This window comes from Streptomyces sp. DSM 40750 (assembly GCF_024612035.1).
Classification (GTDB): domain Bacteria; phylum Actinomycetota; class Actinomycetes; order Streptomycetales; family Streptomycetaceae; genus Streptomyces.
Map to the genome: position 1 here is coordinate 7063591 of NZ_CP102513.1, position 14856 is coordinate 7078446.

Annotated in this window: 6 protein-coding genes and 1 pseudogene; 6 read left to right on the forward strand and 1 reads right to left on the reverse strand. The window is 72.1% G+C overall.

Going from position 1 to position 14856, the window contains the following annotated elements; genetic code table 11:
* The first annotated feature begins 259 nt into the window (after positions 1-259).
* The 6 genes and pseudogenes from JIX55_RS31615 to JIX55_RS31640 all read left to right on the forward strand — a co-directional run bounded on the left by JIX55_RS31615 (position 260) and on the right by JIX55_RS31640 (position 13459).
* On the forward strand, positions 260-1966 hold the full coding sequence (locus JIX55_RS31615; protein ID WP_257566627.1) for a glycerol-3-phosphate dehydrogenase/oxidase: 1707 nt from the start codon (positions 260-262) through the stop codon (positions 1964-1966).
* Positions 1967-2308: 342 nt separating this feature from the next.
* Positions 2309-4513, forward strand: a complete 2205-nt coding sequence (locus JIX55_RS31620) for a serine/threonine-protein kinase (protein WP_257566628.1) — start codon at positions 2309-2311, stop codon at positions 4511-4513.
* Positions 4514-4894: 381 nt separating this feature from the next.
* A complete protein-coding gene (locus JIX55_RS31625) occupies positions 4895-7711 on the forward strand; it encodes a protein kinase (RefSeq protein ID WP_257566629.1) in 2817 nt (938 codons plus the stop codon).
* A gap of 179 nt (positions 7712-7890) precedes the next feature.
* A pseudogene (locus JIX55_RS31630) lies at positions 7891-9668 on the forward strand (serine/threonine-protein kinase).
* 153 nt (positions 9669-9821) lie between these two features.
* Complete coding sequence (locus JIX55_RS31635; protein WP_257566630.1) at positions 9822-11567, forward strand: serine/threonine-protein kinase; 1746 nt, start codon at positions 9822-9824, stop codon at positions 11565-11567.
* Between the two features lie 203 nt (positions 11568-11770).
* Entirely contained in the window at positions 11771-13459 is a 1689-nt protein-coding gene (locus JIX55_RS31640) for a serine/threonine-protein kinase (protein WP_257566632.1), read from the forward strand.
* Positions 13460-13779: 320 nt separating this feature from the next.
* On the opposite strand, the gene JIX55_RS31645 is transcribed toward JIX55_RS31640, so the two are convergent.
* Complete coding sequence (locus tag JIX55_RS31645) at positions 13780-14709, reverse strand: alpha/beta hydrolase (RefSeq protein ID WP_257566633.1); 930 nt, start codon at positions 14707-14709, stop codon at positions 13780-13782.
* Positions 14710-14856: the final 147 nt, after the last annotated feature.

Consider the following 14856-nt stretch of genomic DNA (forward strand, 5'->3'; position numbering starts at 1 on the left):
TTCCCAATAACCGAAGCGGGACAGGCGCGCAAGCCCTGTGGACTGGATGAGCGAGCGCAATGTCACACTAGGCGTAAATATGACCGATATGCGGGATTGGGGAAGTTGTTTTTGTGCGCGCGTCACGTGGAGTTATCCACAGGCTGATGGTGGGTGGTGGCCGAACTCGGGCAGCACGGTCAGAATTCTGGGCATGGGGGATGTGAGCCGGGTCTTGCCCGACCGGTGAGGCCGACGCGACGAACAGCGGGAGGCAGCGGTGAGGACAGCGGCACTGGGACCGGCGCAGCGAGCCGAGTCACTTGCGGGTATGGCCGAGCGCGAGCTGGATGTGCTGGTCGTGGGTGCCGGCGTGGTCGGAGCGGGCACGGCCCTGGACGCCGTGACACGCGGTCTGTCCACGGGCCTGGTCGAGGCGCGTGACTGGGCGTCCGGTACCTCCAGCCGGTCCAGCAAACTGATCCACGGCGGTCTGCGCTATCTGGAGATGCTCGACTTCCCCTTGGTGCGCGAGGCGTTGAAGGAGCGCGGGCTGCTGCTGGAGCGCCTGGCACCCCATCTGGTGAAGCCCGTGCCGTTCCTCTATCCCTTGCAGCACAAGGGCTGGGAGCGGTGGTACGCGGGCTCGGGCGTCGCGCTGTACGACGGGATGTCGATGGCGCGCGGGCATGGGCGGGGGCTGCCGCTGCATCGTCATCTGACGCGCCACCACGCCCTGCGCATCGCGCCCTGTCTGAAGAAGGACGCGCTGGTCGGGGCGTTGCAGTACTACGACGCCCAGATGGACGACGCCCGCTATGTGGCGACGCTGGTGCGCACGGCCGCGTCGTACGGCGCGAAGGTCGCCAACCGGGCGCGGGTGACCGGGTTCCTGCGCGAGGGCGAGCGGGTGGTCGGGGCCAGGGTGCAGGACGTCGAGGGCGGTGGGGAGTACGAGATCCGCGCCCGGCAGATCGTCAACGCCACCGGGGTGTGGACCGATGACACCCAGGCGATGGTGGGGGAGCGTGGGCAGTTCCACGTGCGGGCCTCCAAGGGCATCCATCTGGTCGTACCCAAGGACCGGATTCACTCCACGACCGGGCTGATTCTGCGGACCGAGAAGTCCGTGCTGTTCGTGATCCCCTGGGGGCGGCACTGGATCGTGGGCACGACGGACACCGACTGGGATCTCGACAAGGCGCATCCGGCGGCGTCCAGCGCGGACATCGACTATCTGCTGGAGCATGTGAACTCGGTGCTGGCGGTGCCGCTGACCCGGGACGACGTGCAGGGGGTGTACGCGGGGCTGCGGCCGTTGCTCGCCGGGGAGTCGGAAGCCACCAGCAAGCTCTCGCGCGAGCACATCGTCGCGCATCCGGTGCCGGGGCTGGTGGTCGTGGCCGGCGGGAAGTACACGACCTATCGGGTCATGGCCAAGGACGCGGTCGACGCCGCCGTGCACGGGCTTGATCAGCGGGTCGCCGAGTGCGTCACCGAGGATGTGCCGTTGCTGGGGGCGGAGGGGTATCGGGCGCTGTGGAATGCGCGGGCGCGGATCGCGGCGAGTACGGGACTTCATGTGGTGCGGGTGGAGCATCTGTTGAACCGGTACGGATCGGCGGCCGAGGAGGTGCTCGATCTCATCGCCTCCGATTCCTCGATGGGGGAGCCGTTGCAGGCCGCCGACGACTATCTGCGGGCCGAGGTGGTGTACGCCGCCTCGCATGAGGGGGCGCGGCATCTCGACGATGTGCTTACTCGGCGGACGCGGATCTCGATCGAGACGTTCGACCGGGGGACGCGGAGTGCCCGGGAGGCGGCGGAGTTGATGGCGCCTGTGCTCGGGTGGGACGAGGGCCAGATCGAGCGGGAGGTCGAGCATTATCGGAAGAGGGTGGAGGCGGAGAGGGAGTCGCAGCGGCAGCCGGATGACTTGACGGCGGATGCGGCGCGGCTGGGGGCACCGGACATCGTGCCGCTCTAGGTGGGGCGTACGCGGCTGCCGGGTGCGGCGGCGTTGTTCTCGCCCCCGCCGCCCTACCCTTCCTGCGCCTGGGGGCTGCGCCCCCAGACCCCCGCTGTGGCCCTTCGGGCTCGTCCTCAAACGCCGGACGGGCCGACTGGTGCCGGGCTCGTTTCCCAAACCCCCGGCGGCCTGAAAGTTTCTGGGGCGGCCTCAGATATGGGGCCCTGGTTGTGAAGTGTGAGCGGGTGTGGTGAGCGGCCTGGAGGTGGGGTGGCTGGTTGAGGGGGGCCCTGGGCGTGGGGCGGTTGTCGGGTGGGTGACAATGGAGGTTCTGTCAGGGCGGGTTGTATGAGGGGACGCATGTCGGAGGCGGAGCGGGCTGGGGAATCCCGTCAGGACAAGGACGCACGTCTCCTCGCCGGGCGGTACCGGCTGGGAGGGGTGCTCGGTCGGGGCGGCATGGGCACGGTGTGGCGTGCGAAGGACGAGACGCTGGGCCGTACGGTCGCGGTCAAGGAGCTGAGGTTCCCGTCGAGCATCGACGAGGACGAGAAGCGGCGGCTGATCACGCGTACGTTGCGCGAGGCCAAGGCGATCGCGCGGATCCGTAACAACGCGGCGGTGACGGTCTTCGACGTCGTCCACGAGGACGACCGGCCGTGGATCGTGATGGAGCTCGTCGAGGGCAAGTCGCTCGCCGAGGCCATCCGTGAGGACGGGGTGCTCGAACCGAGGCGGGCCGCCGAGGTGGGGCTCGCGATCCTCGACGTGCTGCGGGCCGCGCACCGTCAGGGCATCCTGCACCGGGACGTGAAACCGTCGAACGTGCTCATCGACAAGCACGACGGCCGCGTTGTCCTCACCGACTTCGGTATCGCGCAGGTCGAGGGCGACCCCTCCATCACCTCGACCGGCATGCTCGTGGGCGCGCCCTCGTACATCTCGCCGGAGCGGGCGCGTGGCCACAAGCCCGGGCCCGCGGCCGACCTGTGGTCGCTCGGCGGTCTGCTCTACGCGGCGGTCGAGGGGGTGCCGCCCTATGACAAGGGGTCGGCCATAGCGACGCTGACCGCGGTGATGACCGAGCCGGTGCCGGAGCCGAAGAGCGCCGGGGCGCTGAGGGACGTCATCTTCGGGCTGCTCACCAAGGACCCCGAGCGGCGGCTCGACGACGCCGGTGCGCGGGCGATGCTCAACGCCGTGATCCACGCGCCCGACCCGAAGGACATCGAGCCGGTGGACGCGACGCGGGTCGTGCCGTTGCCGCCGGTGCCGGAGGAGCGTCCGAAGAAGGGTGGTTCCGGCGGGGCCGGGGCCAAGGGGGCCGGGGCCAAGGGGGCCGGCGAGCGGGCGCGTGCGCCTCGGTGGTCCATGCGGAAGGGCCCGTCGGGGGGAGGGGCTGCGGTAGCGGCCGCCGGTAGTACGGCGGGAGCCGTCGGCGGGGCTGTGAGCGGTACGGCCGGCAGCGGTTCCGGTGGCGGTTCCGGTGGGGCCGCCGGTGGGACGAGGGCTTCGAAGGCCACTCCGGCCGCGGCTTCGGCTTCGGCGGCTGTTTCGGCGCGGTCCGCGTCCGTCGGGGTTTCGTCGGGGGCGGCTGCGGAGAAGGCCGGTAGGGCCGGCGGTGTCCCGGACGCGGCTGCGGGCAAGCCCGGGGCGGTCGGGGCGCGTGGCGCCGACGCCGCCGGGACGGGCATGGGCGTGGGCAACTCCGTTTCGACGGGGCGGACTTCCGGGTGGCCCGAGATGCCGCCGCCGGATCTGCCGCCGCGGCCGGTGCCCAGGGCGCCGATCACGGATGTGGTGTCGCGGCGGACGCTGGCGGTCATCGCGGTGGCCGTGGTGCTGGCCGTGCTCGGGACCGTGCTGGCGTTCACCCTCGGCGACGACGGCGACACGTCGGACAACAGCAAGGGCGCCGACACCAAGGCGGCCGCGTCCAGCGGGACGGCGTCGGGGAGCGACGCCGCGGACAAGGACACGGACAAGGACACGGGCAAGGGGACCGACCCCAGCCCGGACGGCGACACGACGGACCAGGCCGACGGGGCGACCGGGGCGGCGGGCAGTTCGCCGAGCCCTTCGGGCGGGTCGAACGGCTCGGTGAACGGTGACGGCTCGGGGGACTCGGGAGACATCGCCACCGAGACGTACAAGAGCGGTCAGGGGTTCTCGATCGGGCTGCCCGACGGGTGGAAGTACCAGTCCACGGACGCCGCGGGGGCCCGGTTCTCCGGTCCCGACGGGCAGCGGCTGCTCGTCGGGTGGACGACCACCCCGAAGAACGACCCGGTCGCGGACTGGAAGAACCAAGAGCGGTTCATGACGCGCTCGCAGTACAAGCGGATTCGAATACAGGCGGTGAACTACCGGGGCTGGAACACGGCCGACTGGGAGTTCACCTATGTGGAGAGCGGTACGAAGTACCGGTCGATCGACCGCGGATTCGTCGTCAACTCCCAGCAGGGATACGCGTTGATGTACACCGCGAAGGCGTCGAAGTGGAGCGGTGAGCTGCGCAAGGACACCTGGCGGACGTTCACGAAGACCTTCGGGCCGAAGGCGTGAGCTGACGGGCCACGCCCATGCGCGCGGGGAGCGCGTGCGCATGGGCTGTTGTGCGCCGGTGCGTTCGAGGCGGGGGCGATATGCGGCTCCATGCCTCGGTTCGGCGTGCCGTCCGGGGGCGTGCGGGGGTGTGGAGCGGGGTGAGCGCCGGTGATGTGAGTTCGGCTTCGGGAGTTCTGCCCGCCGGGTGAGTTCGGTGACGGGCGTTCCGGGGAAGATCGAGGGCGTTCGAGCGCATTCGAGACGGACGAGATATCGCATCGACTCAATGTGAGTTGCCTCCGGCACGTATCGTGAAGGGCTGCGGACCGAACGCATCCAGGACGGAACGCGACGCAAGGCGAGCGGAATTGACCAACCGGGCGGCCGGGGGAGGGCATCGTGGACGAATACGCGGGGCGAGTACTCGCCGACCGCTATCGCCTGCCGCTGCCGCCCTCCGACGAGTACGAACTCGCCGAGACCCGGGCCTTCGACACCTACAGCGGACAGGAAGTCCTGGTACGACAGGTGCCGTTGCCCGAGGTCGTCGAGGCGGAAGTGCTCGACGCGGACGGGCTGCCCGAGGGATATGTCGCGCGGGACGGCGGAGCGCGCCGGGGTGCGGCGCGGACTACACGCCGGCCCACGGAGCCGGCCGTACAGCGGGCCATCGAGGCCGCGCAGGCCGCCGCGCAGATCCCCGACCATCCCCGGCTCGACCAGGTCTTCGACGTGTTCGCCGAGGGCGGCTCGTTGTGGATAGTGAGCGAACTGGTGTCCGCCCGGCCCCTCGCCGCGCTGCTCGCGGAGCAGCCGCTCACCCCCTATCGGGCGGCCGAGGTCGCCTCCGACGTGCTCACCGCGCTGCGGGCGCTGCACGCCCATGGCTGGGTGCACCGGAACATCACCGCCCGTACGGTGCTGGTCTGCGACGACGGCCGGGTGATGCTCACGGGGCTGGCGGTCGGGGCGGCGGAAGAGGCGTTGTGCGGGTACGACCCGGTGCCCGTCCGGGACTTCGAGGGCGGTCGCCCGGGGGCGCCTGGGGGTGGTCCGGGACTTCCTGCGGCAGGGCCCGGTGGGCGTGAGGGTTCGGGTCGTGGCCCGGTGGCGCCCGGCGGTGGTGTTCCCGGGGCGCGCGGGGCTCTGCCCAGTGGTGCGGGCGGCGGCACCTTCGGCGGCTCCCGTAGTGGTGGGCCCGGTGCGGGAGCCGGTGGCGGGGCCGAGGATCCCGAAGCCGCTCGGCGGGCCGCGATAGAGGCGCGGGCGGGCAGTGCCGCGGCGCCGGTCACGGACCCCTCCGGAGGGCAGCGCGCGCTGGAGGCCGGCGGGGACGCCCGGGCGGCGCGGGCGGGCGCGATCGCCGCGTATCGTGCGGGAGCGCGGGCCGCGGCCCGTGTGCAGGACGACCAACGGGGCGGCCCGGGCACGGGGTTGCCCGCGCAGCGGCCGGCACCGCAGGACGGTACGGCGGCGCCGGGGACCGGGCGGGACGGCGACCCGACGCCCGGTACGGGGACACGCCCGCTGCCTCTCGGCCAGATCGCCGACCCTTACGGCGTCCTCGCGAACGGTGGCCCCACGAGCGCCTGGCATGGTGCCCAGCCGCGCAGCGGGGCGCCCGCGCCGGGCGGCGACGGCCAGGGCAACCCGGCATCCGGCGACTCCTCGCCGTACGGCGGCCCGTCCGGGACCGGCGGCCGGGGCGACGCCCCCTTCAGCTTCGACGGCGGTGACACCGGCACGCACCCGACCCCGGCACACGGCTCGCCTCTCGTACCCGGATACGACAACTCGGCGTACGGCAACGCCGATCACGGCGACCCCGCGCGGGGCGTCGGCGCGTACGCCGACTCCGCGCGGGACACGGGCGCCCCGGTCGCGGACGCCGCCCCCTGGGACCGCGTCGTCGGTGCGGCCGCCGCTCCTCGGCGGGGCCCCGCCACCGCGCTCGCGGCTGAGCGGGCGCGGCAGGCGCGGATGGCTGTGGTGGGGCCGGTCACCGAGCGCTGGGCGCCTGAGCAGGCCGGGCCGGTGCATGAGAACTGGCAGTTGGCGGCGCCGATCGGGCCGGCCACGGATCTGTGGGCGCTGGGGGCGTTGCTGTTCCGAGCCGTGCAGGGGCATGCGCCGTACCCGGAGGAGAACACCGCCGAGCTGGTGCAGATGGTGTGCGCGGAGCCGCCGGCGTTCGCCGAGGAGTGCGGGCCGCTGCGGCCGGTCGTGGAGTCACTGCTGCGTCAGGACCCGACCGAGCGGCTGGACTTCGAGGAGCTGCGCGGCTGGCTGCGGTCGCTGGTGCGGTCGGCCCCGGAGCCCGAGGCCGGTACGCATGTCGTCCCCGCGCCGCCCGTGGACGCGAGCCGGCTGCCGATCGTACGGCGGCGCGGCGAGCTCGTCCGCAGGCGCCGGGCCGGTCTGCCCGCGACCAGCGCGCACGCCCGCCACAAGCGCGCCCGGCAGAAACCCCCGCAGCCCCGCAAGCTGGGCCGGAACCTGCTCCTGCTGATCATGCTCGCACTGGCCGCGGCCGTCACGTATGCCATGGTGTTCATGCCGAAGGCCGCGCCGAGCGGCGAGGGAAGCGACACGGGCAGCCGTACGGACAGTGTGGGGCAGCCGAGTTCGGCGCCGGAGGCGAGCAGTGAGCCCCGGCCCGACCAGAACTCGAACTCGCCCGACGGCGGCGAGGAGGGTCAGAGCGGGGCGAGCCCGTCGGAGTCGTCCGGTTCGACGCAGACGCAGACCGGCGGCCCCGAGGTCGCCCAGGGGTTCACCCTGCGCAAGGACCCCGAGGGGTTCGAGGTCGCCGTCGCCAGTGGATGGGACCGCAGCGCCAGGAACGGACGCGGTCAGATCGTGTACTCCCAGGGCGACTTCGAGCTGATCCTCGTCCCTGGGCGGGACAGCGTGGACACGTACGGCAGTGATCCGCTGAAGTACCAGCGGGAGGACGAGCGCGAGCTGCAGCCGTTCCGCGACTCGTCCTGGGCGACGTCCACCGGTATGCGGTTGATCGAGGTGGGCGGGGTGACCTCGGCCGAGGGGCAGTTCACCTGGCAGGACTCCGACGGGCGCGGGGTCTTTGTGCGGAATCTCGCGATACTCCTCGACGGGCGTTACCACGTGGTGCAGTTGCGCGGGCCGGAGGCGGAGCGGGACGAGGTGACGCGGCTGTACGAGCAGGCGGCGGACACGTATCGGGTGACCGGCTGAGCGGGTTACGTGAGCGGGTCGGAGGGGTGCTTTGTCGGCTCGGCGGCGGAAGGTTGCGCTCCGTTCGCGGAAGCGAGAACCGTCACAGTGCGGTCTCTGTGCGCCGAGCCGGTTCCCCCTGTCGCGGGCCGCTCCTTAATGTGACCCTGTCAAGAACATTGCGGGGCAACGTGAATCAGATGCAGGGTCTGCTCCTGGCGGAGCGCTACCGGCTCGTCGACACGATCGGCAGTGGCGGCATGGGCGGGTTTGGCGTGCGCACGACGAGGTGCTGCACCGGGCCGTCGCGGTCAAGGAGTTGACGGCCGCGCTCTACGTCTCGGAGAACGAGCAGACCATACTCCTGGCGCGAACCCGGGCGGAAGCGCGAGCGGCGGCGCGGATCAACCACTCGGCCGTCGTCACCGTGCACGACGTGCTGGAGCACGACAACCGGCCGTGGATCGTCATGGAGTTGGTCGAGGGCGTCTCGCTGGCCGACGCGGTGAAGGAGCGGGGGCGCGTCGAGGCGCGCGAGGCGGCGCGGATCGGGATGTGGGTGCTGCGCGGGCTGCGGGCCGCCCACCGGGCGGGCGTACTGCACCGCGATGTGAAGCCGGGGAACGTGCTGCTCGCCGAGGACGGCCGGGTCATGCTCACCGACTTCGGCATCGCCCAGGTCGAGGGCGACACGACCATCACACGGACCGGGGAGATCGTCGGCTCGGTCGACTACATAGCCCCCGAGCGGGTGCGCGGCCACGAGCCCGGGCCCGCCTCCGACCTGTGGTCGCTGGGCGCCACGCTGTACACGGCGGTGGAGGGCAAGTCGCCGTTCCGGCGCACCACACCGCTCACCACCATGCAGGCCGTGGTCAGTGAGGAGGCCGCCGAACCCGCGGACGCGGGGGCGCTGGGGCCCGTCATCACCGCGCTGCTGTGCAAGGACCCCGCCGTACGGCCCGGCGCGGACGAGGCCGAGCGGATGCTCGCCGAGGCGGCGGAGGGACGGCGGCCACGGCCGGCGCAGGCGCAGGTGCTTCCCCGGCAGCGGCCGGGGGGTGCGGGGCCCGCTGCGGAGGGTGGGGGCACCCAGGGGGCGCCGGATGCCGAGGACGGGCGTGGTGCGCACGGCACGGAGGGCGCGCTCGGTGCCCGTGGTGCGGAGGGCGCGCACGGTTCTCGGGGTATGGAGGGCGCGCACGGCGCGTTTGGCGGCGGCGCGTCGCATGCGCCGGGAAACCCCACCACGTCCGCGGCCACCTCCGGCACGCCCGTCGTCTCGAGAGCCACCGCCTATCAGCCCGCACCCGTCCCCACACCCGCCGCCAAACGGCGCGGCCTGGCTCGTACGGTCGCGCTCGTCGTCCTGCTGGCCGCGCTGGTCGGCGGTGGGGGTGCCGCCGCGATGTACTACGCGGGCGAGTGGCGTACGGGGAGCAGTTCCGCCACGGCGGGGACGGACGGGACCGACGGCACCGACGGCGAGGACCAGGGGGCCGAGTCGGCCGGCGGCGAAGTGCCCGAGGGGTGGGAGCGGGTCGAGGACCCGGAGGGTTTCAGCCTCGCCCTGCCCAAGGGGTGGAAGCGGCAGGTGGAGGGTGCCCAGATCGACTACACGCCCGACGGCGGTGATCACTTCCTCCGGGTCGCCCTGGACGACTCGCCCGACTTCGACAGCCCGTACCACCACCAGCTCGACCTGGAGGAGCAGGTGAAGGTGCGGTCCGAGTACCGGCAGGTGAGCCTGGAGGAGAACATCTACCGCGACCGGCCGGGTGCGCTGTGGGACTTCACCTGGACCGCGCTGGCGAAGGACACGGAGTTCCCCGGGCCGCGCCGGGCGATCGAGCAGATGTATCTCTCCCGGGACGGCGTCGAGTACACGATCTACATGTCCGCGCCGGCGGCGGACTGGGACACGGCGGAGGAGCAGTTCTACGCGGTGCTGCGCAGCTGGAGGCCGCCGACGCAGTGATGAGGGCGCCTGCGGCTCGAGCCCTCGGGGCCCGTGCCGCCCCCACCACGTGCGGCGCTCGCGAGGCGCTCACGAGACGTGCTACGTCGCTTGTCGGCCAGGCCTGTCACACGGCACCGGAGGGTTCCGGTCCGGTGCGGCATGATGGGGCGCATGGGGACCGAGGGGGAGAACGTCCGTGTCATAGCGGGTCGTTACCGGCTGGAGGCCAGGATCGGCCGAGGCGGCATGGGGATCGTGTGGCGCGCCACCGACGAACTCCTCGGTCGGCGGGTGGCGGTCAAGGAGCTGGCCCTCGACGGATCGACCCCGGACGAGCAGTCCCGGCAGCGGCGTGAGCGCACCCTGCGGGAGGCGCGGGCGGTCGCCCGGCTCGGTCATCCGCACATCATCGTCGTGCACGATGTCGTCGAGCAGGACGAACGGCCTTACATCGTCATGGAGTTGATCGACGGGGGATCGCTCGCGGAGCGGATCGCGGCCGAAGGGCCGGTCGACGCGCGGGAGGCCGCGCGGATCGGGATCGATCTGCTGGGCGCGCTGCGGCGGGCGCACGACGCCGGGGTGCTGCACCGCGATCTCAAACCCGCGAACGTCCTGGTGGAGGCCGGCACCGACCGGGTCGTCCTCACCGACTTCGGCATCGCCCAGGTAGCCGGCGCGACCACGCTCACCGAGAACGGGTCCTTCGTCGGCTCGCCCGAGTACACCGCGCCGGAGCGGATGTCCGGGGTCCGCACCGGGCCGGAGTCCGACCTCTGGTCGCTGGGCGCGCTGCTGTGCGCCGTGCTGAGCGGGGAATCGCCGTTCCGGCGGGACTCGTTGGGCGGCATCCTGCACGCGGTCGTCTTCGACGAGATCCGACCGCCCGCGCAGGCCGCGCCGCTGCTCCCCGTCGTACGCGGGCTCCTTGAGCGCGACCCGGACCGGCGGCTCGACGCGGCGGAGGCGGAGCGGCTGCTGCGGGCCTTCCGGGAGACAGGGCGTACGCCGAGGGTGACGAAGCCCCCGAGGACGTCGACCGGTTACACACCGACCCGGCGGGACCTGCCGCATCCGCACCGGGGCGCGCCGCGCCCTGCCGTACACCACGCCGACCAGGACGTACCGGGTGGGCAGGCGGAGCAGCCCGCACTCGACCCGGTGGCCGCCCTGCGGGAGCAGCCCGCGCGGCAGCGGCAGCCGCAGTCCACGCGGAGCGTGCTGGTCGCGGCCGCGCTGGTGGCGGCGATGGCAGGGGCGGGAGTCTCGGCGGCGGCACTGCTGATGCGGGACGGCGGCGACGGGGGCGGCACGCCGAGCAGTTCGGCACCGCATGCACCGGGCACATCGAGCACGACGGGGGACTCGGGCGAGCCGGACCCGCCCAGCACCCCGGCCGAGTCCGGCCCATCCGGTACCACGTCCGGTACGTCGGCGGACGCCACGCCCACCGTCACGGCGGCCACCGCGCCGACCGTGCCCTCGGGGTACCGGCTCGCCGAGGACGACCGTGGCTTCAGCCTCGCCGTGCCGGAGGACTTCACACGGGAGCCGCAGGGGGAGCGGGTCTTCTACATGTCGCCGGGGCAGGAGATCCGGATCGGTATCAAGGTCGACGACCCGGCGGAGGGCGGGCCGGCCGGGGTGATGCGGCGCGCCCACGAGAAGGGGCCCTCCACGAATCCCGGCTACCGCGACGGCCGGGTCGCCGAGACCACGCACGACGGGCGGCCCGCCGCGTTCTGGGAGTTCACCTGGGACGGCTTCGGCGCGGCGGAGGGGCCCCGGCACACCTACGACCTGTGCTGGGAGCAGGACGGGCGGCTGTACGACGTGTGGGTGTCGGCGCCGGTCGGGAAGGTGAGTGAGGCGAAGGAGTACTTCGACGTCGCGCTCGACACGTTCGTACGCGAGTAGTCGACATCTTCGTACGCCGGCGATCGACACCTTCGCCAGCAATCGCCACCTTCGTATGCGAGTGGTCGACATCTCCGTGCGCGACTTGTCGACACCTTCGTACGTAACCAAAGCGGATAAAAGTGGCGGTCCGCGTCACGGGTCTGTGACCGGAAAGCGACGGGGGTGGAAGCAGGAGCGCTTGCCGCGATACAGATGGTCGTATGAGCAGCAACGGGGGCGCCCCTTACGGATCCGGCAACGGACCAGATGAGCCGACGAGTTTCGGACTGCAACCGCCGGAGTCGGGTGTGCCGTACCCGGGGAATCCGTACGCGCAGCCGACGCGGGTCGTGGCGCAACCGGCGCCGCCGTCGCCGGCACCGCCCTCGGCGCAGCCCCCGCAGGACCCCGGTACCGGGCGGCTCATCGCGGGCCGTTACCGGCTGCTCGCCAAGCTCGGGCATGGCGGTATGGGCACGGTGTGGCGGGCGAAGGACGAGACGGTGGATCGTGAGGTCGCCGTCAAGGAGCCTCGCATACCGGACCATCTTCCCGAACGTGAACGGGTCAACGCCTTCGAACGGATGCGCCGGGAGGCGCGTGCGGCGGCCAGGCTCGATCATCCGTCGGTCGTGAACGTGCACGATGTGGCGGTCGTGGACGGCCAGCCGTGGATCGTGATGGAGCTGGTGCAAGGGCGTTCCCTGGGCGACGCGCTCCAGGAGGGCACCCTCGGGGTGCGTGATGCGGCGAGAATCGGCCTCGATGTGCTCGGCGCGCTGGAGGCCGCGCACGCCGCCGGCATCCTGCACCGTGACGTCAAGCCGGACAACGTCCTCCTGGGCCGCCACGACCGGGTCGTCCTCACCGACTTCGGCATCGCCCAGATCGAGGGCGAGACCAACCTGACGGACACCGGCGGCTTCGTCGGCTCGCCCGAGTACATCGCCCCCGAGCGGGTGCTGGGCCAGCGGCCCGGCCACGCGTCGGACCTCTGGTCGCTCGGCGTCGTCCTCTACGCCGCGACGGAGGGTGTGTCGCCCTTCCGGCGCAGCAACACGCCGGCGACCCTGCAGTCCGTGCTCAACGCCACGCCCGCGACGCCCGCCTCCGCCACGGGCCCGCTGGCCGAGGCCATCAACGGCCTGCTGCAGAAGGACCCCGCGCGCCGCCCGACCGCCGCCCGGGTCCGTGAACTGCTGGAGTCGGCCGCGAACCCGCCGGCCCCCGCGCCCACCCAGGTGGTCCACCAGGTCGCCGGGCCCCCGGCCGAGGCCGGCAAGGGCATCCGTGTCGGCGCCAAGACCCTCGCCGGGCTCGGCGCGGTGGTCGTCGCGGCGGCGGTGACGGCGTACCTGGTGATCGCCGATCCCTTCGCGGGGCCCTTGCCGGACGGCTGGAAGCAGCGGGACCTCGGCACGAAGGTCGCCGCGAGCATCGGTGTGCCCGGGGACTTCGTCGAGGACAAGTTCGAGCCGGACGAGACCGACGGCACGTTCGCGCAGTACAGCGATCCGAGCGGGCTGATCCGGATCAACGTCGACCGGGACATCAAGAAGGACGACAAGGAGAACGAGATACCGGGCGTCGCGCTGGACAAGGCGTACGCCGACTGGGAGCTGGTCAAGGACGGCGAGTACACCCTGGACATCGCCGACGGCCCCGCGCCCAAGGGGCGGCCGCAGGAGGCGAAGTTCCAGGACCGCGAGGCCGCCGAGAACACCGTCGTCTACACGACCACGGACACCCGGGCCCCCCGCCTCCGCGAGGCACGGCTCCTGTACTACAAGGCGAGCAACGGCGACATGTACCGGGTCTGGATCGACTATCCGGGCAAGGGGCACTTCACCGAGCAGGGGCGCGAGATCGCGCGTACGGCCGTCGCGAACCTGAAGATCGACGTGATGTAGGCCGGCCGCGGGGAACCGCACATCGCCGTGCGCGTCGATCCGGCAGCCGGCCCTCGGGCACAAGGGGCGCGGCTTGGCGCCTGCTGCGGTCATGGCGGCGGGTCCCGTCGCCCTGCGGCGCCATCGGGCGGCCTCGGCATCGGTCGCCGCGTTCCGCGCCCCGCGTACGCCGGGCACGTGGTTGTCGTACGACAGGTGTTCCGGCCCGAGCAGCCAGGGCCTCGGCGAGGTTCAGGGTGGAGCGGACGGTGCCGCCGATGGCGTACGCGCTGTGGAGCAGTCAGGCGACCTTCATGGCGCTCAGGCGATCTTCAAGGCGCTCAGTACGTCCTCTCAGCGATCCAGGACAGGACCCGGTCGGCCACCTCCGGCTCGTCCAACAGCGCTCCGCCGTGCGAGGAACCGGTCACCGTCTCCACCGTGACCCCATTGGCGGGCATGTTGTGGTCGGTCTCCTCTGCCGCTTCGAGCTCGAGCGAGTGCTGGACGGGCACGAAGTCGCCCGCGGAGTGGAGCAGATACATGGGGGCGTCGTCGCCGCCGGAGGCACGGCTCTTGGCGGTCATGTCCTTCCAGGTGTCCTGGCAGCCCGGGTGCGCGGAGGTGTCGTTGTCCGCCGCGTCCGGGGAACAGCGCGCCAGGATGGCGGCGTTGTCGCGGAGCCTGCGCTGCCTGTCGGTCGCGGTGGCGGCGTTGCCGTCCTGCCAGGCGCGGTACGGGGAGTTCACGGGCGACAGCGCCACCACACCGTCGACGCGGAAGGCGCCGGAGCCGAGGGTCGCGACGGTGGTGGCTATCTGGCCGCCGGAGGAGGAGCCCAGAAGCACCAGCCGGTTGGTGTCGAGGTCGAAGTCGGTGGCGTGGTCGCGGATCCAGTCCAGCGCGGACAGGGCGTCGGTTCGCTGGGCCGGCCAGGGAGCGTCGAAATTCAGCCGGTAGTCGACGTCGAAGACGGCGTACCCGGCGTCCGCGAACGTGCGTGACCAGGTGGCCCAGCCGGTGTCCCTGTACCAGTGGCCGCCGTGCAGGATCACGATCCCCGGCTGTTTCCCGTCCATCTCCTCACCCGCGGCGTTCCAGTAGGCGTCGAGGGTCTGGCGGGTGTGCGCACCGTAGGAGTGCGTGGCCTCGTTGCGGTCGGCCGCCGCACTGTCGTGCGAGTCGGCGACGAGGAGGGCGGCGACGGCCGCGGCGCAGAGAACGAGACAACCCCAGAGCCGACGCACGGCTACCTGCCCTTCGAGTGGCATGACGGCAGGCGACGTCGTCCCCGGGCGCGGGATCCGACCGAAACGTCCACAGCGTGGGAAGCGCCCACACGGCCTGCTTGCGTGAGCAATCGGACTATAAGCGGCCCACTCGAACAACCGTCAACCGGGCCCGGGAGTTGGCCCGAA